General features: G+C 40.8%; 17 protein-coding genes, 1 tRNA gene and 2 pseudogenes. 11 read left to right on the top strand and 9 right to left on the bottom strand.

Features of this window, described 5'->3' with window-relative positions; translation table 11 throughout:
- Positions 1–367: 367 nt before the first annotated feature.
- Positions 368–610, top strand: a pseudogene (locus CDZ78_RS05575) (tyrosine-type recombinase/integrase); the annotation flags it as partial.
- 50 nt (positions 611–660) lie between these two features.
- On the opposite strand, the gene CDZ78_RS05570 reads toward CDZ78_RS05575, so the two are convergent.
- Positions 661–736, bottom strand: a tRNA-Lys gene (locus CDZ78_RS05570).
- 190 nt (positions 737–926) lie between these two features.
- On the opposite strand from CDZ78_RS05570, the gene CDZ78_RS05565 reads away from it, so the two are divergent.
- From CDZ78_RS05565 to hda, 6 genes are all read left to right on the top strand, one after another.
- Positions 927–1637 carry a DUF2189 domain-containing protein gene (locus CDZ78_RS05565; RefSeq protein ID WP_087869112.1) on the top strand — a complete coding sequence of 237 codons (711 nt, stop codon included), beginning with the start codon at positions 927–929 and terminating at the stop codon, positions 1635–1637.
- 10 nt (positions 1638–1647) lie between these two features.
- A complete protein-coding gene (locus tag CDZ78_RS05560; protein ID WP_140413898.1) occupies positions 1648–3045 on the top strand; it encodes an MATE family efflux transporter in 1398 nt (465 codons plus the stop codon).
- Between the two features lie 69 nt (positions 3046–3114).
- On the top strand, positions 3115–3462 hold the full coding sequence (arsC, locus tag CDZ78_RS05555) for an arsenate reductase (glutaredoxin) (protein WP_087869110.1): 348 nt from the start codon (positions 3115–3117) through the stop codon (positions 3460–3462).
- 127 nt (positions 3463–3589) lie between these two features.
- A complete protein-coding gene (gene wrbA, locus CDZ78_RS05550) occupies positions 3590–4180 on the top strand; it encodes an NAD(P)H:quinone oxidoreductase (RefSeq protein ID WP_087869109.1) in 591 nt (196 codons plus the stop codon).
- Positions 4177–4524 carry a DUF2069 domain-containing protein gene (locus CDZ78_RS05545; RefSeq protein ID WP_087869108.1) on the top strand — a complete coding sequence of 116 codons (348 nt, stop codon included), beginning with the start codon at positions 4177–4179 and terminating at the stop codon, positions 4522–4524. Before wrbA ends, CDZ78_RS05545 begins: the two co-directional genes overlap by 4 nt.
- Positions 4524–5222: a DnaA regulatory inactivator Hda gene (gene hda / locus CDZ78_RS05540; protein WP_087869107.1), complete on the top strand. Its 699-nt coding sequence runs from the start codon at positions 4524–4526 to the stop codon at positions 5220–5222. Before CDZ78_RS05545 ends, hda begins: the two co-directional genes overlap by 1 nt.
- 69 nt (positions 5223–5291) lie before the next feature.
- On the opposite strand, the pseudogene CDZ78_RS05535 reads toward hda, so the two are convergent.
- Positions 5292–5786, bottom strand: a pseudogene (locus tag CDZ78_RS05535) (HAD-IIA family hydrolase); the annotation flags it as partial.
- 223 nt (positions 5787–6009) lie between these two features.
- On the opposite strand from CDZ78_RS05535, the gene ggt reads away from it, so the two are divergent.
- The 4 genes from ggt (at position 6010) to CDZ78_RS22645 (ending at position 10317) form a co-directional block, all read left to right on the top strand.
- Positions 6010–7722 carry a gamma-glutamyltransferase gene (gene ggt, locus CDZ78_RS05530; RefSeq protein WP_087869105.1) on the top strand — a complete coding sequence of 571 codons (1713 nt, stop codon included), beginning with the start codon at positions 6010–6012 and terminating at the stop codon, positions 7720–7722.
- Between the two features lie 71 nt (positions 7723–7793).
- Entirely contained in the window at positions 7794–8513 is a 720-nt protein-coding gene (locus CDZ78_RS05525) for a 4'-phosphopantetheinyl transferase family protein (RefSeq protein WP_147635659.1), read from the top strand.
- A 25-nt stretch (positions 8514–8538) separates the two neighbouring features.
- On the top strand, positions 8539–9204 hold the full coding sequence (locus tag CDZ78_RS05520) for a transposase (RefSeq protein ID WP_087869103.1): 666 nt from the start codon (positions 8539–8541) through the stop codon (positions 9202–9204).
- Positions 9205–9240: 36 nt separating this feature from the next.
- Positions 9241–10317 carry an MEKHLA domain-containing protein gene (locus CDZ78_RS22645; RefSeq protein ID WP_307190460.1) on the top strand — a complete coding sequence of 359 codons (1077 nt, stop codon included), beginning with the start codon at positions 9241–9243 and terminating at the stop codon, positions 10315–10317.
- A 242-nt stretch (positions 10318–10559) separates the two neighbouring features.
- Here the strand turns inward: CDZ78_RS22645 and CDZ78_RS05510 are convergent, their stop codons facing one another.
- From CDZ78_RS05510 to CDZ78_RS05490, 7 genes are all read right to left on the bottom strand, one after another.
- Complete coding sequence (locus tag CDZ78_RS05510) at positions 10560–11135, bottom strand: DsbA family oxidoreductase (RefSeq protein WP_087869101.1); 576 nt, start codon at positions 11133–11135, stop codon at positions 10560–10562.
- Entirely contained in the window at positions 11102–11263 is a 162-nt protein-coding gene (locus tag CDZ78_RS21735; RefSeq protein ID WP_167374188.1) for a hypothetical protein, read from the bottom strand. Before CDZ78_RS21735 ends, CDZ78_RS05510 begins: the two co-directional genes overlap by 34 nt.
- 34 nt (positions 11264–11297) lie before the next feature.
- Positions 11298–12971: a formate--tetrahydrofolate ligase gene (locus CDZ78_RS05505; RefSeq protein ID WP_087869100.1), complete on the bottom strand. Its 1674-nt coding sequence runs from the start codon at positions 12969–12971 to the stop codon at positions 11298–11300.
- Between the two features lie 319 nt (positions 12972–13290).
- A complete protein-coding gene (glyA, locus tag CDZ78_RS05500; RefSeq protein WP_087869099.1) occupies positions 13291–14547 on the bottom strand; it encodes a serine hydroxymethyltransferase in 1257 nt (418 codons plus the stop codon).
- Entirely contained in the window at positions 14540–15769 is a 1230-nt protein-coding gene (locus CDZ78_RS05495; protein WP_244559163.1) for a glycerate kinase type-2 family protein, read from the bottom strand. Before CDZ78_RS05495 ends, glyA begins: the two co-directional genes overlap by 8 nt.
- Entirely contained in the window at positions 15721–15927 is a 207-nt protein-coding gene (locus CDZ78_RS22905) for a hypothetical protein (protein WP_244559162.1), read from the bottom strand. The genes CDZ78_RS05495 and CDZ78_RS22905 overlap by 49 nt, the downstream gene beginning before the upstream one ends.
- Before the next feature lie 138 nt (positions 15928–16065).
- Positions 16066–16923 carry an NADP-dependent methylenetetrahydromethanopterin/methylenetetrahydrofolate dehydrogenase gene (locus CDZ78_RS05490; protein ID WP_087869098.1) on the bottom strand — a complete coding sequence of 286 codons (858 nt, stop codon included), beginning with the start codon at positions 16921–16923 and terminating at the stop codon, positions 16066–16068.
- Positions 16924–16968 lie beyond the last annotated feature (45 nt).

The following is a 16968-nucleotide window of genomic DNA, read 5'->3' as shown; positions in this document are numbered from 1 at the left end:
ACACCAGCATTGTGTATTTCAGCTACTCAATAATTGGGAAACTTCAGTACGAAATATTATAAACTTGAGTAAATCACGAGTAATACCCTTTTACAGTCAATCAGCGTCCAATATTGTCCACTTTCAGAGTCAGCTTGCCAATCAATAAACATATTAAAACTGGTAACCGGGTGCTGTTTTTGAAAAACCGGAAAAATTTTAACAACTAACTAACACCTATACAATTCCGATGACGATGTAGATGACATGATATGGATATCGACTCGATATGATACTGAAAAATCCATTTTGTTAATTGGGAATCGTGTTTTATCTTATGATTTACTGATTATCAATTAAGGTGATTCGTTATATGAGGGTTTCCCCTTGGCGTAAAGCTTTAATTCGTGCTGAAATTAAAAATTTCCGTTGGCATGACTTGCGCCACACTTGGGCAAGCTGGCATGTGCAGAATGGAACGCCTTTAAATGTACTTAAGGACTTAGGTGGTTGGGCAGATATTCAAATCGTTTTGAAATATGCTCATTTATCAGCTGATCATCTTGCAGAATATGCAAACAATTCTAATAACAATGTGACAAATTTACTACAGTCACAAAGTAATAGCTAAATTTCAGGCATAAAAAAACCAGCTATATTGCTGGTTTAATTAGGAATTCATGGTGGGTCCTGCGCGATTCGAACGCGCGACCATCGCATTAAAAGTGCGGTGCTCTACCAGCTGAGCTAAGGACCCTAAGAAGAGCCGACTATTATACAAAATATTTCTATGTCTGCAAGCTTTTTTTAATGTTTATTGATTTCCCTGTCTCTGGGTCTGGAAAATATAGGCTATGATATTACCACTGGTATAAATGACAGTTTATTTTTCAGTATTTTGCACTACACTTTAAATTCTGTTGTTAGTTATTACCCAGGAGATTTTTATGCAAACAGATCAACCTATTAATTCTCAATCAGGTAGCATGCAAGAGGGAATTGCTGCGCCCTATGATTTCCAGATTATGGACGTTATTAAAGAAGCATGGCAACGAACATCAGGATTAAAGGGGCCTGTTCTCGGTGCTGGTGCACTTATCTTTACAGCGCTTATAGCGATAAGTTTTGCTATTATATTATTTTTCGACTTAATTCCTTTAGTTGATGAAAGTTTTTTAGTGCTGATTACTGGCACTCTTAACTTTATCATTTCTATACTCAGCTACCCATTTATTGCTGGCATAGTTATGATGGGCTTACATCGCGCGATTAATGCATCTGTCAGCTATAAAATGGCATTTTCATATTTTAGCTACACTCTGCCCATTATTATTGCCAGTATCTGCATGTCAATTATGATTATTTTAGGCTTTTTTCTACTAGTCCTTCCTGGAATTTACCTTTCAATAGCCTATATGTTTACCTTGCCGCTTATTATCGACAAAAACATGGATTTTTGGCAGGCCATGGAAACTTCTCGTAAAGCCGTCACCCAGCATTGGTTTAAATTCTTTTTCACTGGCGTGCTAATGATGATAATTTACCTGGTTAGTACCATTCCACTTGGTTTGGGCTTGATATGGACTATCCCGATGTTTGTTGCTTTACAAGGTGTTTTATATCGCAGAATTTTTGGTGTTAACCCGGTACAGAGCTAAATAACCTTTTTTGAAAAACTACACTTTTAATCATCGGCAGGTCTGGCAGCTCGCTTTGCCGATGATTATTGCCAATATTTCTACGCCTTTACTCGGTCTGGTTGATACTGCAGTAATGGGGCACCTGGATAACGCTAATTTCCTTGCTGCTGTAGCCATCGCGGGGTTAATATTCAACTTTCTTTTCTGGGGCTTTGGCTTTTTACGCATGGGTACTTCAGGTCTTTGCGCACAAGCATTTGGCGCTAATGATTCATTAGAATTGAAGGCTATTTTAGTTCGCGCCATTTTTCTTGCTATATGCATTTCCTCGCTGATTTTATTATGTCAGCAGCCCATTGCCTCTTTTAGTTTTTATCTGATTAATAGTCATGAAAATATCGAATTTTTGGCGCAGCAGTATTTTTATATTCGCATCTGGAGTGCGCCTGCAACCCTATGTCAGTATGTCATTTTAGGCTGGTTTTTAGGCCGACAAAACACTAAAGTCCCTTTGTTAATCGTAATAACAACTAATTTATGTAATATTGGTTTAGACCTCTTATTTGTTACGCATTACAACATGAATACCGAGGGGGTCGCATTAGCCTCTGTGCTGGCTGAATATATTGGTTTAGTCTTAGGGGTTATACTTTTAATCAGAAATTTACCCCACGGCTCTCGCCCTCTATCATTATCTACTTTGTTACAGCTAGATAAGGTAAGAGTTATGTTGTCTATGAACAGTCACCTGTTTATACGTACATTATGTTTAATTTTTACCTTTAGCTTTTTTACTGTTCAAGGTGAAAAATTTGGTAGTGCTATTCTGGCAGCTAATGCCGTGTTAATGAACTTTCAGACCTTTATGGCTTATGCGCAGGATGGCCTTGCTCATGCTGCTGAAGCTTTAATCGGCCGAGCCTTGGGCGCTAAAAATAAAGATCTTTATTTACGCACCCTAAGGACAACGGGGTTATGGTCATTACTGATTGCATTGTTATTTACTCTGCTTTATAGCTACGCTGGTAAAAGCATTATTGACAGCCTGACTCGTTTAACGGAGGTTCGTAGCCCTGCCTATGAGTATTTACCGTGGCTGATTGCCTTACCGCTAATATCATTTGTCAGTTTTTTGCTGGATGGTGTCTTTATCGGTGCGACTTTGTCCAGACAAATGCGAGATGGCATTTTATTGTCGTTATTTATGATTTTTTTACCAGCATGGTATTACACGCAAGGCTTAGGCAATCATGGCCTATGGTTAGCTCTGACATTATTCATGTTGTTTCGCAGCCTTATAATGGTAGGCTATTATTTATATTACAAACGGAGTATTTTTTTAGCTTTTCACTATCCTGATGATCCAACCAGTATATTTCAAAAACGTCCAGAACCTAACCTCAATCTTCCTTTGAAACCCAGTTAAAAGCGAACTGAAGCCATGCCCTAGCTATATGCTATTATATGTTTTTTTATTTCAGCCTAGATGAAGCTTATGAGCGTAAAAATATACCATAATCCAAGATGCAGTAAATCACGTCAAACTTTACAATTATTAGAAGATAACGGTGTTCAAGCTGAGGTAATTCAGTATTTAAAAACACCACCAACAGCTGCCGAATTAGATAAAATATTAACATTACTGGATATTCAACCACGTGAATTAATGCGCACTAAAGAAGCGGAATATAAAGCAACCGGCATGGACAATCCTGACCTGGATCGTAATGCCTTAATTGCAGGAATGGTTAATACACCTAAATTAATTGAACGTCCTATTGTTTTAGCTAATGGCAAAGCCGCAATTGGCCGCCCACCCGAAAGTGTGCTGGAAATATTATAAGTTCGTAGTTACCTACGCGGGCAGAGCATGATTTTAGTGCGTAACTACATTTGATTAAGGCGGGCTAAAGCCACGCTCTACCTGATCTTTCTAAAAGAACTTTTACTAGCTATTAATAATTAAATGCATGGTCACTATTCTGGTTTTATATTACAGTCGCGGCGGCACAACTAAAGCAATGGCTCAACAAATCGCACGTGGAATAGAGTCTGTTTCAGATTCCGAAGCGACGTTGCGTACCGTACCCGCAATTTCAACTATCTGTGAAAAAACAGCAGATGACATCCCTGAGTCGGGTGCTATTTATGCCACACTGGATGACTTAAAGCATTGCGATGGCCTAGCCTTAGGCAGCCCAACACACTTTGGAAATATGGCAGCACCGTTAAAGTACTTTATTGATAATACCACTGAGCTCTGGTTTAGTGGCGCACTGAGTAATAAACCAGCAGCCGTGTTTACCTCTACTGGTAGTATGCATGGTGGCCAGGAAACAACATTACTATCCATGATGCTACCTTTATTTCACCATGGCATGGTGCTATTAGGTTTACCTAGTAGCGAAGATGCCTTACGCGAAACACAGACCGGAGGAACTCCCTATGGAGCTAGCCATGTATCTCACAGCCAGCAATCATTAAGTAAAGATGAAAAATCACTTTGCTTTGCCTTAGGTGCTCGTTTAGCCAAAACTGCTATAAAATTAAAATCATCATGAATGCACGTCATTATTACGCTATTGCTTTATCTGGATATATCGGTTTATTTACTTTGCTTATGCTCTGGAATACCCTTATCTCTCCTCCTGAAAAGCTACCAGTCGCCTTTCTGCTTATTATTACAGTCAGTCCTTTGTTATTCGTTTTCAGGGGCTTTCTAAAAGGTAATTTAAAAAGCTGTTCATGGATGGCCTACCTAAGTATGCCTTATTTTATCCACGGAAGTATTGAGGCCTATGCCCGAGCTGATAAGTTATTACCTGCTCTGGAAGTACTTTTCAGTTTGATGCTGTTTTTTGGTTGCACGCTTTTTGTACGTCATTCAGGAAGAAGCCGCAAATAATGGCGGAACAAATCCCCATCCAGTTTGATCTAAAGGCTGAATTATCTTTTGCTAGCTTTTATACGGCAAGCCACCAGGAAACCATTCAACACCTAACAGACACAGCGAGTGGAGAAGGCGAACAACAACTTTATCTTTGGGGCAAACAGGGGGCTGGCAAGTCCCATTTATTACAGGCATGCTGCCTACGCGCTCATCAACGCAAATTAAGTGCCTTTTACTTGCCCTTAGAGAGTAGTAAACTCCCTGCTCCTGACATTCTTAAGGGGCTGGACACGCTTGATCTAATTTGCATAGATAATATTGAATTGTGCGCGGGAAATAGCGGCTGGGAATCAGCCTTATTTAATTTCTATAATCAACAGCGGGAAAATAATCACCAGTTGATTATCTCAGCAAATTGTCCACCTAACTATCTTGCAATCGAATTACCCGATTTGAAAACTCGCATGAACTGGGGTTTAACCTTAAAGCTACAGGAACTTTCTGATGCTGAACAAATTGCCGCCCTCACCTTTAAGGCAAAAAACCTGGGTTTTGAAATCTCGCCACAGGTGGGTAATTTTCTAAGCAAAAATTATGCACGTGACCTTCCAGAGTTATGGAGTCTTTTACCTAGGCTGGAACAGGCCACTCTGATTGCCAAGCGCAAATTGACAGTACCTTTTTTAAAACAAATCCTGGCAGAAAAACTGTAGGACGGACTTTAATCCGCCAGAATTCATTTGGAATCGCAGACTGAAGCCTGCCCTACCTCTGGCGTTTTACTACAAGCCGCGCAACGCCTCTGTTACCGCCTGCAAATCCTGCATAATCCAGGTAGGTGCGTAATCAATCCGCTCTATATCCTCTTCAGTTGATGCGCCAGTCAATACCATTAGGCTACGCATACCGGTACGTACCGCTCCTAAAATATCAGTATCTAATCGATCACCAATCGCAATCGTATTTTCAGCAGTACTACCTAATAATGCCAAAGCTTGCTGGTAAATAATCGGCTCCGGTTTCCCTATCACCTTTGGCGTGCACCCCGTAGCCGCATGTAAAGCTGCTAAAATTGCTCCGTTACCTTGTATTAGTCCAAGTTCAGTCGGCAGAGTAGTATCGCCATTCGTAGCAATAAACTCTGCTCCCGCACGTAAATTCAATGTCGCTGTAGATAATTTATCCCAGCTTATCGATTCATCTTTACCGCAAACAACAATATCTGCACCCTGCCCGGGCGTTGTTTCACTATTTAATTGATAGAGATCAGTTAAAGTACTGAAGTTTCCCAATTATTGAGTAGCTGAAATACACAATGCTGGTGTATCGAGGTTTATTTTAGGTGGTTTTGCCATGTTTATAGCAAACCCCTACTTAATTCCCCTTAGGCAATAGCATTTGAAACGAATAAAAAGACTATTTTTTTCATATAGTTGTAGCATAGTTTCAATTTTACCATAAATATTTATTGGGAAACTTCAGTTTGTAAAGGGTACAGTCATGTTAAGTTCTTTTGGGAAGCAAATTAAATCGGTAAAATATACAGGTCTCGCCAGCCTGCTACTCTTTGTGCTCAGTATAACAGGCTGTAGTATAAAACAACCACGCCAGGTAGCAATTGCATCAGCCCATCCGTTAGCAACACAGGCAGGCTTTGAAATTTTACAACAAGGCGGTAATGTCTATGATGCCGCTGTTGCCGTGAGTGCGGCTTTAGCAGTTGTTGAGCCTTCAGGTTCAGGGTTAGGTGGTGGCGGCTTCTGGTTATTACATCGAGAAAGTGATGACCTGGATATTATGATTGATGGTCGAGAAAAAGCCCCTTTAGCAGCACATAAAGATATGTTTCTCAATGCACAAGGTGAGCCGAATAAACAACTCTCATTAAATGGAATGTTAGCAGCGGGAATTCCTGGCATGCCTGCAGGGCTGGTTCATTTGTCAGAAAAGTATGGCAACCTCCCTTTAGCAACAAGCTTGCAACCCGCCATTCGTTATGCCGAACAAGGCTTTCCTATCGGTACTCGACACCAAAAATTATTAAGCTTTCGCAGAAACATTCTAGAACAACATTCAGAAACTGCTGATATTTTTTTAGCCAATGGGCAGCTTCCAGCTAAAAACAGCTTACTTAAACAAGCTGACCTGGCGCAGACCTTGAAACAGTTAGCAGAGAAAGGACAAGCTGGGTTTTATCAAGGGTCTGTTGCGCATAAACTGGTTAATGCAGTGCAACAAGAGGGTGGTCTATGGACCTTGGAAGACCTACTCAAGTATCAGATTGTCGAGCGTCAGCCTGTGTCAGGAAGCTATCAAGGAATTAAAATCACCAGCGCCTCCCTCCCCTCATCAGGTGGTATCGTTTTGATTGAAGCTTTAAATATTCTGGAAAATACCGACCTTGAAGCCGTTGATGATATCACTCGAAAACACCTTATTGTTGAAGCGATGCGGCGTGCCTATCATGACCGGGCTTTATATTTAGGGGATACTGATTTTATCGATGTCCCTGTCGAACGTCTGATTAACAAGCACTATGCACAAGGTTTATCCAGCACCATACGCACGGATAAAACGCTACCTAAAGAATATTTAACCGGGCACACTCAGGAAGAACAAGGTGGTCGTAATACTACACATTTTTCAATTATTGATAATGAAGGCAATCGTGTTGCTGCCACTTTAAGCATTAACTTTCCCTTTGGTGCCGGCCTCGTCGCATCGGGTACTGGGGTATTACTAAACAATGAAATGGATGACTTTGCCAGTGCTAAAAATAGTGCTAATGGTTATGGCTTAGTAGGTGGTGATGCCAATGCCATTGCCCCGGAAAAACGCATGTTATCCAGTATGACGCCTACCTTTGTGCAAGATAATGAACGCATTGCAGTATTAGGCACACCCGGTGGTAGCCGAATTATTTCCATGGTATTACTGGCAACACTGGATTTTGCCGCAGGTAATTCACCCGAGTCGTGGGTCAAGGTAAAACGTTTTCATCATCAATATATACCCAATCATATTTTGTACGAAAAACAGGGCTTAAGCACAGAGGAAATAATAAGCCTGCAATCTCTGGGTCATCACCTTAAACAAACATACAACTACGGTAATATGCAGGCTGTGCAACTTAATAAATCCACTAACACTTTATCAGCCGCCAGCGACCATCGCGGCGAAGGCTTGGCAAAGATACAGCAGATTAATGAGTAATTTGATAATTACCGGATCGATAAAGCGTAAGAGCTTTAACTGTTATGCGAAAATTCATAAGGATTACTTAAGTGCTTGTCACTATGCGCACGCCTAAATTAGATATTGATATTTACTACGCCTCATCTGTATCAGGTTTTACAGGTAACCTATCAGACTATTTAAAGACATTAGATGAAAATGAATTAGCGATTACGGCACGGTTTAAGCACACCGAACTAAGGGAACGTTATATTATTTGCCATGGCATCCTACGCCAGTCATTAGCAGAGCATGTTAATCAATCTCCAGCAGATTTACGAATTGAAAAAACAGAGTTTGGCAAACCCTTTTTACCTGACCACCCTGAACTTAGTTTTAATATGTCTCATTCAGGTAATGTTTTAGCCATTGCGGTCACTTCCCAATGCCAATTAGGGATTGATGTAGAGTGCTACAAAGAACGAAACACCTGGGAAGGTCTGGTAAAAAAGTGTTTTGCAACTGAAGAATCTGATTTTTGGTATAGCCTGGACCAGGCTGAACGGAGTCGAGTTTTTTATCAGTTCTGGGTTAAAAAAGAAGCTTTTGTAAAAGCAGTCGGTAAAGGCATTAGCTTAGGCTTAAATCAGTGCGTGATTAACCCCGATGATTTAAACACATTTTTGCGCGTACCTGACCTAGCCGGTAAAGCTGATAATTGGCAGATTTATTCTCTGAACTTAGCTGAAAATCAATTTGGTGCAGTAGTGTGTGATAAGAAAAACACCGCACTGCGCATAAAAGTGTTAAAGGGGTCAGTGTTACTCTAAAACAACAACACTTAAGAAATTAATAATGCCTCGCAAACCACGATTTTTCTTACCCAATATACCTGTTCATGTCGTAATAAGAGGAAATAATCGGCAAACAGTCTTTACTGAAGATTCAGATAGAAAAGCTTATTTAGACTGGCTAAAAGAAGCTACCGAGAAAGAGGAGGTGAATGTGCATGCTTATGTTTTAATGGATAACCATGTGCATTTACTACTGAGTGCTAATGATCCATCTCATATTTCTAGAGTTATGCAGCATATTGGTCGAAAATATGTTCCCTACTTTAACAATAAATATGGAAAATCCGGAACACTCTGGGAAGGTCGGTTTAAAAGTAGCATGATTGAAAGTGAGCAATATTTACTCTGCTGCTATAGGTATATAGAACTTAACCCCGTCAGAGCAAATATGGTTACAAAACCAGAAGACTGGAAATGGTCAAGTTATGCCTACAATGCTTATGGAGAAAAAGATAAGTTAATCAAACCACATGCTGTATATCTTGCGATAGATAGCGACAAAAATAAGCGTATTGATTATTATCGAGATAGCTTTAAACAGTTTCTGCACCCTTCGTTAATCAATGACTTACGCGCAGCCGTTCAAACGGGTACGCCCCTCGGAGATGACGGATTTAAGAAGCATATTGAACAATTATTGGTAAAACAACAACACTTAAGAAATTAATAATGCCTCGCAAACCACGATTTTTTCTGACCCAATATACCTGTTCATGTCGTAATAAGAGGAAATAATCGGCAAACAGTCTTTACTGAAGATTCAGATAGAAAAGCTTATTTAGACTGGCTAAAAGAAGCTACCGAGAAAGAGGAGGTGAATGTGCATTTACTACTGAGTGCTAATGATCCATCTCATATTTCTAGAGTTATGCAGCATATTGGTCGAAAATATGTTCCCTACTTTAACCATAAATATGGAAAATCCGGAACACTCTGGGAAGGTCGGTTTAAAAGTAGCATGATTGAAAGTGAGCAATATATACTCTGCTGCTATAGGTATATAGAACTTAACCCCGTCAGAGCAAATATGGTTACAAAACCAGAAGACTGGAAATGGTCAAGTTATGCCTACAATGCTTATGGAGAAAAAGATAAGTTAATCAAACCACATGCTGTATATCTTGCGATAGATAGCGACAAAAATAAGCGTATTGATTATTATCGAGATAGCTTTAAACAGTTCCTGCACCCTTCGTTAATCAATGACTTACGCGCAGTCGTTCAAACGGATACGCCCCTCGGAGATGACGGATTTAAGAAGCATATTGAACAATTATTGGGTATGACAGTTGGTTATGCTAAAAGAGGTCGCCCAAAGAATTGCCCAGAAAAGGGTACTGACCCCTTATTGGTGTATCGAATGATACAAAGCTTGAAAAAGCTTAAAGGAGTGGAACTTGTCGACTCTTCTCTCAGCATGGAAGAGCAGGCAACGCAGGTTTTCCATGCGCCTTATGTACTTATAGCGCATAACGCGACGGCTGATCCTGTTTTCCAATATTCAAATAAAAAGGGGCTGGAACTTTTTGAAATGTCCTGGGATGAGTTTACCCAACTCAAATCAAAATATTCTGCGGAACCTCAAAACCGCCAGGAGCGGGAACAGCTATTAAATGAAGTTATAGCAAAAGGCTATGCCGATAATTATTCAGGAATACGCATATCCAAAACTGGCAGACGATTTCAAATTAAAGCAGCCACTGTATGGAATATTATTGATGAAAATAATAGAAAGATAGGCCAGGCGGCTATGTTCAGACTGAAGTTTCCCAATTATTGAGTAGCTGAAATACACAATGCTGGTGTATCGAGGTTTATTTTAGGTGGTTTTGCCATGTTTATAGCAAACCCCTACTTAATTCCCCTTAGGCAATAGCATTTGAAACGAATGAAAAGACTATTTTTTTCATATAGTTGTAGCATAGTTTCAATTTTACCATAAATAATTATTGGGAAACTTCAGTGTTCAGAGACTATACCTATTTATAAAAAAGTTCAGCATTGGGGTTCAAATAGCACGTCCTAACACCAGCTTGCTTCTACTTTAGGCTGCTTTAATATTTCATGTAAGTTAGCCTCGATAATACGATAACCAACATTTCCGTATAGCTTTTGTCGTCCCTCATTAAGAATGTAGGTCGGACTCCCCTCAACCCGGAATTCATCCCTTAATTCAACATCCCGAAATAAAGCAGCTAAGGCAGAGCCATCATTTAGTACACGCTCTATTTCAGCAATAGGTAATTGCAAAGAGTAGGCAATTTCCATTAATACTGCCCTATTTCCTATATCCCTGGCATCCTGAAAAAATGCGAGCCGAACTCGCCAGACAAACTCTTCAAATATTGATATCCCCTGAACGTCAGTCTTGGCATCATTATTTATCACACCTTCATTTATCAGGCACTGGATCGCCTTAATAAACAAATGACTAGTCGCCGATGTTTTCGGCACATTCACTTGCCACACATCTTTATGCAAATTCAAATAAGGGTATGCCGTGCAGACACTATGCGTATGATTAGCAAAAGTTTCATAACCCCCTTTATTTTTCCAGCCCTCCCCTATTCTGTGCTCGGTACAGGCGAAGATTGGCATAAAATGATAACTAATTCTATATCTGATGCATAATTCTTAATCAACTCATCAAGCCGAACTTGAGCCAGATAGGCCCAGACACACAATACATCGGTAAAGTAATGAATACGTATAGAGGGAGTAGCCATTAGATAAAATCCTTTGCTCTATTAAGCAATTTAATTAAAATAGCCCCGTAATCACACCTGAATCAGTAATATCTATCCGCTCCGCTGCAGGTACTTTAGGTAAACCGGGCATAGTCATCATATTACCGGCAATCACTACAATAAATCCCGCCCCGTTGGCCAGCCTCGCTTCGGTAATTTCTACAGTATGGCCTGACGGTGCGCCTATTACTGCGGGGTTAGTGGAAAAAGACATTTGCGTTTTAGCTATACAAACTGGAAAGTGCCCGTATTGCCCCTGTAGTTCCTTAATTTCGGCTTTTACTTTTGGACTGGCAGTGATCTTTGCTGCCCCATATATTTTTGTCGCAACCGCTTCAATTTTATCCCAGAGTGGAAGTTTGTCATCGTAAACATAGCTAAAGCCAGGCTCACGATTATCGACAATAGTTAATACTTCTTTAGCTAAATTTTCAGCGCCGGCTCCACCTTCAGCCCAATGTTTAGAAACAACGCATTTAGCACCCAGCGCAGCGCATTTTTCTATGATTAAAGCAATTTCCGCTTCAGTATCAAAAGTAAAATGATTAATACAGACAACACATGGCAAGCCAAAGTGTTGCGTAATATTGTTCAAATGGCGTTCTAAATTGACAAAACCCGCATCCAAAGCCGGCAGATTCTCATTATTTAAATCCTCTTTTGCAACACCACCATGCGATTTTAATGCTCTAGCAGTAGCTACCAGTACAACTGCCGATGGTTTTAAGCCCGCTATACGACACTTTATATCGATAAATTTTTCCGCACCTAGATCAGCACCGAAACCCGCTTCGGTTACAGTATAATCAGCCAGTTTTAAAGCTGTTTTGGTTGCTGTTACCGTGTTACATCCATGGGCAATATTAGCAAAAGGACCACCATGAATAATAGCCAGATTGTTTTCCAGAGTTTGCACCAGATTGGGTTTAATCGCATATTTTAATAAAGCAGCCATTGCTCCCTGTGCATTTAGGTCACGCGCATATACCGGAGTCACTTTATCAGTTTTATACGCGATAACAATACGCCCTAGACGCTCTTTAAGGTCGGCACGACTGGTCGCCAGACATAAAATCGCCATCACTTCCGAAGCCACCACAATATCGTAACCGTCTTCACGCAAATAACCGTTAGCGGGACCGCCTTGTCCAACAATAATTTCACGTAAAGCACGGTCATTCATATCGACAACCCGCTTCCATTTAATACGCCTTGAATCAATAGCTAACTCATTACCATGATTAATATGGTTATCAATCATCGCCGATAATAAATTATGCGCAACACCAATAGCATGAAAATCACCGGTAAAATGCAGATTTATATCTTCCATAGGTACAACTTGTGAGTACCCGCCCCCTGCAGCACCACCCTTCATACCAAAGCATGGACCTAAAGAAGGCTCTCGCAAACACATGATGGTGCTTTTTCCCAAGCGGTTCAAGGCATCTCCCAAACCAACGGTGGTCGTGGTTTTACCTTCACCCGCTGGGGTAGGACTGACCGCGGTAACTAAAATTAATTTACCATCCTGTTGATCTTTTAAACTGTCAATATACTCCAAAGATACTTTGGCTTTGTAATGACCATAGGGGTCTAGGTGTTCAGCAGATATTGCCAGTTTTTTTGCTGCTAAATCAATAATAGGCAGCATTTTTGCTTGTTGGGCAATTTCAATGTCAGACATGCTTACATCTCCAGATTATAAGGAGCGAGGATTTAATAATACCCGAAAGTATGGCGCAGGATTTTGCCTTCACATTCGTACTAGGAAAATAGGCGCATAGCAAGCTACGCAACTATTTTTCTAGGGCGGCTGTGGAGTCAAAAGACAAGTCAGACTCGGGTATTATTGAATTCTCGACCCTAAGTATTCAATAAACGCAAAAAGCCTGATTCGCGATGAAACAGGCTTTATTTTAATGTTATCTATAGCGCATACGTGTAGATTGGATTAGATTTTTTTGCGCAGCAATAAAAACACAACCCAAGCTACGGATTTCTTATTAGTCGCTATACACAGGAAAACGAGAGCATAAAATACTTACTTTTTCTCGTATTGCAGTAATCATTGCATCATCTTCCATATTTTCCATCACATCACACATCCAACCAGCTATTTCAGACACTTCAGCTTCTTTAAAACCACGAGTTGTTGGTGCTGGTGTACCGACGCGTATACCACTTGTTACAAAAGGTGACTCTGGATCATTAGGCACGGCATTTTTATTAATCGTGATATGTGCCTTACTTAATGCAGCATCAGCAGCTTTACCGGTAATTCCTTTAGGAATCAAAGAAACCAGCATTAAATGATTGTCCGTACCACCTGAAACAACATCGAAGCCTCTATCAATAAATACTTTTGCCATCGCTTGTGCATTTTTAATGACTTGTGCCTGATAGCTAATAAATTCAGGTTGCATCGCCTCTTTAAATGAAACGGCTTTAGCAGCAATCACATGCATCAAAGGACCGCCCTGTATACCCGGAAAAATATTTGAGTTAAATTTTTTCTCTAGATCAGGATTACTCTTACATAAAATCAAACCACCGCGAGGACCCCGTAATGATTTATGCGTCGTACTGGTCACTACATCAGCAATCGGTACTGGATTAGGATATAAGCCAGCCGCAATTAATCCAGCAACATGCGCCATATCAACAAATAAATAAGCGCCAACTTTATCGGCAATATCACGAAAACGCTGCCAATCCCAGATACGTGAATAAGCAGAAAACCCTGCAACCAATACTTTAGGTTTATGTTCTATAGCAAGCCTTTCCACTTCATCATAATCAATTTCACCTGTTTCAGGGTGTAAACCATACTGTATAGAGTTGTATATTTTTCCGGAGAAATTTGGCTTAGCTCCATGAGTTAAATGCCCGCCATCAACCAGACTCAATCCTAAAATAGTATCGCCCGGTTGAATCAATGCCATAAACACAGCCATATTAGCCTGCGAACCAGAATGCGGCTGCACATTAGCATAATCAGCACCAAATAATTCTTTGGCACGATCTATCGCCAGTTGTTCCGCTTTATCGACAAACTCACAACCACCATAATAACGTTTAGCAGGGTAGCCTTCAGCGTATTTATTGGTTAACTGAGAGCCGAGGGCTTCCAGAACACGAGGGCTAGTATAGTTTTCAGAAGCAATTAGCTCTATGTGGTCTTCCTGACGCTGGTGCTCCTCTTCTATAGCTTGAAATATTTCGTCATCAAAGCCTTTAATAGACATAGATCTTTTATACATTTTGGTCTCCTGGTTGAGATATTTTAGTGTTTGGTTGAATTAGTAAAATTTGCAAGTCAGCAACGTTTGTTCCCGTTGCACCTGTCATTAGCAAATCCTCTGATATTTGTAGCGCATGATACGAGTCATTATTAGCTAAATAAAGCCCTGCTTCAATATGTGCCTTGTGCATTCTTTCCAGGGCATTAGTATCAACTAACCCTCCGGCAGCATCGGTCGGTCCATCGCGGCCATCAGTTCCAGCACTTAAAAAACACCATTCAGCCTTGAGTTGATATTTTTCTGCAGCGATGACAAAAGCAAGTGCCATTTCCTGATTGCGGCCTCCCTGTCCTGTACCTTGTATAGTCACGGTAGTTTCACCACCCGCTAGAATCGCACAGGGTTTATCGATACCTTTATCAATTACGTTTTTAGCATACAATGCCAATTCCTCAGCCACCTTCTGCGCTTCACCTGCTAATTGCTCACTGTAGATAAAAACATCATAGCCTAAGCTCGCCGATGCTTGTCTGATAGCCTGTAAACTGATTGCATTACTGCCAATAAGCGTATGCGTCACCTGATTAAAGCATGGATCATCTGACTTTGGAGTTTCACTTACCTGCCCTGAGCTACCTTTTTTCAGGTAGTCTTGTACAGCTGCAGGCACCTTATCACATAACTTTTTATCGTTTAAAACCTTTAGCGCATCAGCAAAAGTGCTACTATCCACTTCAGTCGGTCCACTCGCAATTGTACCTAGATCATCATCCCGCACATCTGATAAAATTAGTGCGTGCAAATCAGCAGGAGCAATCATTTTTGCTAACCCCCCACCTTTTAAAATCGATAGGTGTTTACGCACACAATTTATTTCATTAATCGTTGCCCCAGAGCCAAGCAATAACTCGGTGGTCATTATTTTTTCTTCTAGGCTGATAGCAGAAACGGGTGCTGGCATCAATGCCGAACCTCCACCTGAGACTAGTACTAACACCAGATCTCCCTGTTGTGCTAGCATCACTTGCTCTACAATCTTCTGCGCCCCAGCCTGGCCGTCTTGATTTGGTAATGGGTGCCCAGCACCTATTACGTCAATATTTTCTATCTTTTGTACATTGGCATAATTTGTTACCGCAATAGCCTTTCCTGCTAAAAACTGTGCTGGAATAATTTCTTGTGCCGCTTTTATCATGGTACATGCCGCTTTACCAAAGGCAACAAGGTAAATTTTTGCCACTGTTTTTTGCGCACTATAGCTTTATCATTCAAGTCTAATCTACAAACCAGCTGGCCTTCATCAAACTGCAAATACTTTTTAACGGCCAGATAAGGATCAGCCGCTTTAATGCCTGCCTGAAAAATCTGCTGCGTATCCTTGCGTAGATCAGCTAGCAACTTGGAACCAGGGGTTTCTGTTGTCTGTAGGGTTTAGCTTCAACCCAACCGCGTTGCCAAAGAATATTAAAGGCGGGCAGCAGCCACGCCCTACACTCTTTTTTGGCATATTAAGGGAGATTAGAATACAGTGTATTATCAAGCCATTTCTTTAGCTAATTTATAAATCAACTCAGCATCCAGTACTTGCTTATTATCTTCAAACAACCTAGCAATACAGGCACGATGTAAGGCTAGCTTTAAAGCACCAAAACCAATTGCACCCCATATTATTTTGCCATGTCGTTCTGCACCTCTATCCATCATATCGGTACCGCCAATACCTACTGGCGGCGTAGCATTTGCATCAGCGAGCATTTCCAGATTGCTATTATTCTGCCAATGCTCAGGTTTTAACAATTCAATTCCTGCCGCGCCTGTTGCCAGCACAATATTAGCATCCTGGATTGCCGCTCCACGCGCATCGGAATCAACCGCAATAGCCGGAGTTAAATCTACATTAAAGCGTTCTTTCATACTTAAACAGGCTATCCCGGCACTTTCTATGTGTCGCGACACGATCGTTACTTCTGCTCCTTCCTGCGCTAGCATAGCAGCAGCTCGTTGCCCAACAGGCCCTGTACCAGCAAGCACTACCGCTTTTTTTCCCTTTAAAGTACCGCTGACAGCCAGTTTAGCAACCGCAGCGGCAGCGGTAGTATTACTACCATTACTATCCAGCATCACCGATACCTGAAAGCCAGAGAAAAAATAAGATTGCACTGCCTTAAATAGAGCTTGCCCTGCCACAATATCGCTACCACCCACAAAAATTGCAGTGTTTTTCTTCTCTTTAGGAGGCCGGGTAAAAATAGTCCCTTCAACCAAAGATCTCACATTATCTGGCGTGATATCACCAAGGCCAATGACATGATCAGCACCGCCATCATAAGCAACAACAGTATCAAAAGTAGAAGGATATCTATCAGTATCAAATTGGAAAATCAGTTTCTTCATGAGGCAGTTTAAAGTTTATGACAATAATGCGTTTAAACGAATATA

The sequence above is a fragment of the Bathymodiolus platifrons methanotrophic gill symbiont genome (assembly GCF_002189065.1).
Lineage (GTDB): Bacteria > Pseudomonadota > Gammaproteobacteria > Methylococcales > Methylomonadaceae > Methyloprofundus.
This window is presented reverse-complemented; position numbering and strand designations above follow the sequence as displayed.

Excerpts from the sequence above, each read along its gene's own strand:
- CDZ78_RS05565 (WP_087869112.1), top strand. The coding sequence starts at position 927 with ATGCAAACAGATCAACCTATTAATTCTCAATCAGGTAGCATGCAAGAG.
- arsC (WP_087869110.1), top strand. The coding sequence starts at position 3,115 with ATGAGCGTAAAAATATACCATAATCCAAGATGCAGTAAATCACGTCAA.
- wrbA (WP_087869109.1), top strand. The coding sequence starts at position 3,590 with ATGGTCACTATTCTGGTTTTATATTACAGTCGCGGCGGCACAACTAAA.
- CDZ78_RS05545 (WP_087869108.1), top strand. The coding sequence starts at position 4,177 with ATGAATGCACGTCATTATTACGCTATTGCTTTATCTGGATATATCGGT.
- hda (WP_087869107.1), top strand. The coding sequence starts at position 4,524 with ATGGCGGAACAAATCCCCATCCAGTTTGATCTAAAGGCTGAATTATCT.
- ggt (WP_087869105.1), top strand. The coding sequence starts at position 6,010 with ATGTTAAGTTCTTTTGGGAAGCAAATTAAATCGGTAAAATATACAGGT.
- CDZ78_RS05520 (WP_087869103.1), top strand. The coding sequence starts at position 8,539 with ATGCCTCGCAAACCACGATTTTTCTTACCCAATATACCTGTTCATGTC.
- CDZ78_RS05510 (WP_087869101.1), bottom strand. The coding sequence starts at position 11,135 with ATGCCAATCTTCGCCTGTACCGAGCACAGAATAGGGGAGGGCTGGAAA.
- CDZ78_RS21735 (WP_167374188.1), bottom strand. The coding sequence starts at position 11,263 with ATGGCTACTCCCTCTATACGTATTCATTACTTTACCGATGTATTGTGT.
- CDZ78_RS05505 (WP_087869100.1), bottom strand. The coding sequence starts at position 12,971 with ATGTCTGACATTGAAATTGCCCAACAAGCAAAAATGCTGCCTATTATT.
- glyA (WP_087869099.1), bottom strand. The coding sequence starts at position 14,547 with ATGTATAAAAGATCTATGTCTATTAAAGGCTTTGATGACGAAATATTT.
- CDZ78_RS05490 (WP_087869098.1), bottom strand. The coding sequence starts at position 16,923 with ATGAAGAAACTGATTTTCCAATTTGATACTGATAGATATCCTTCTACT.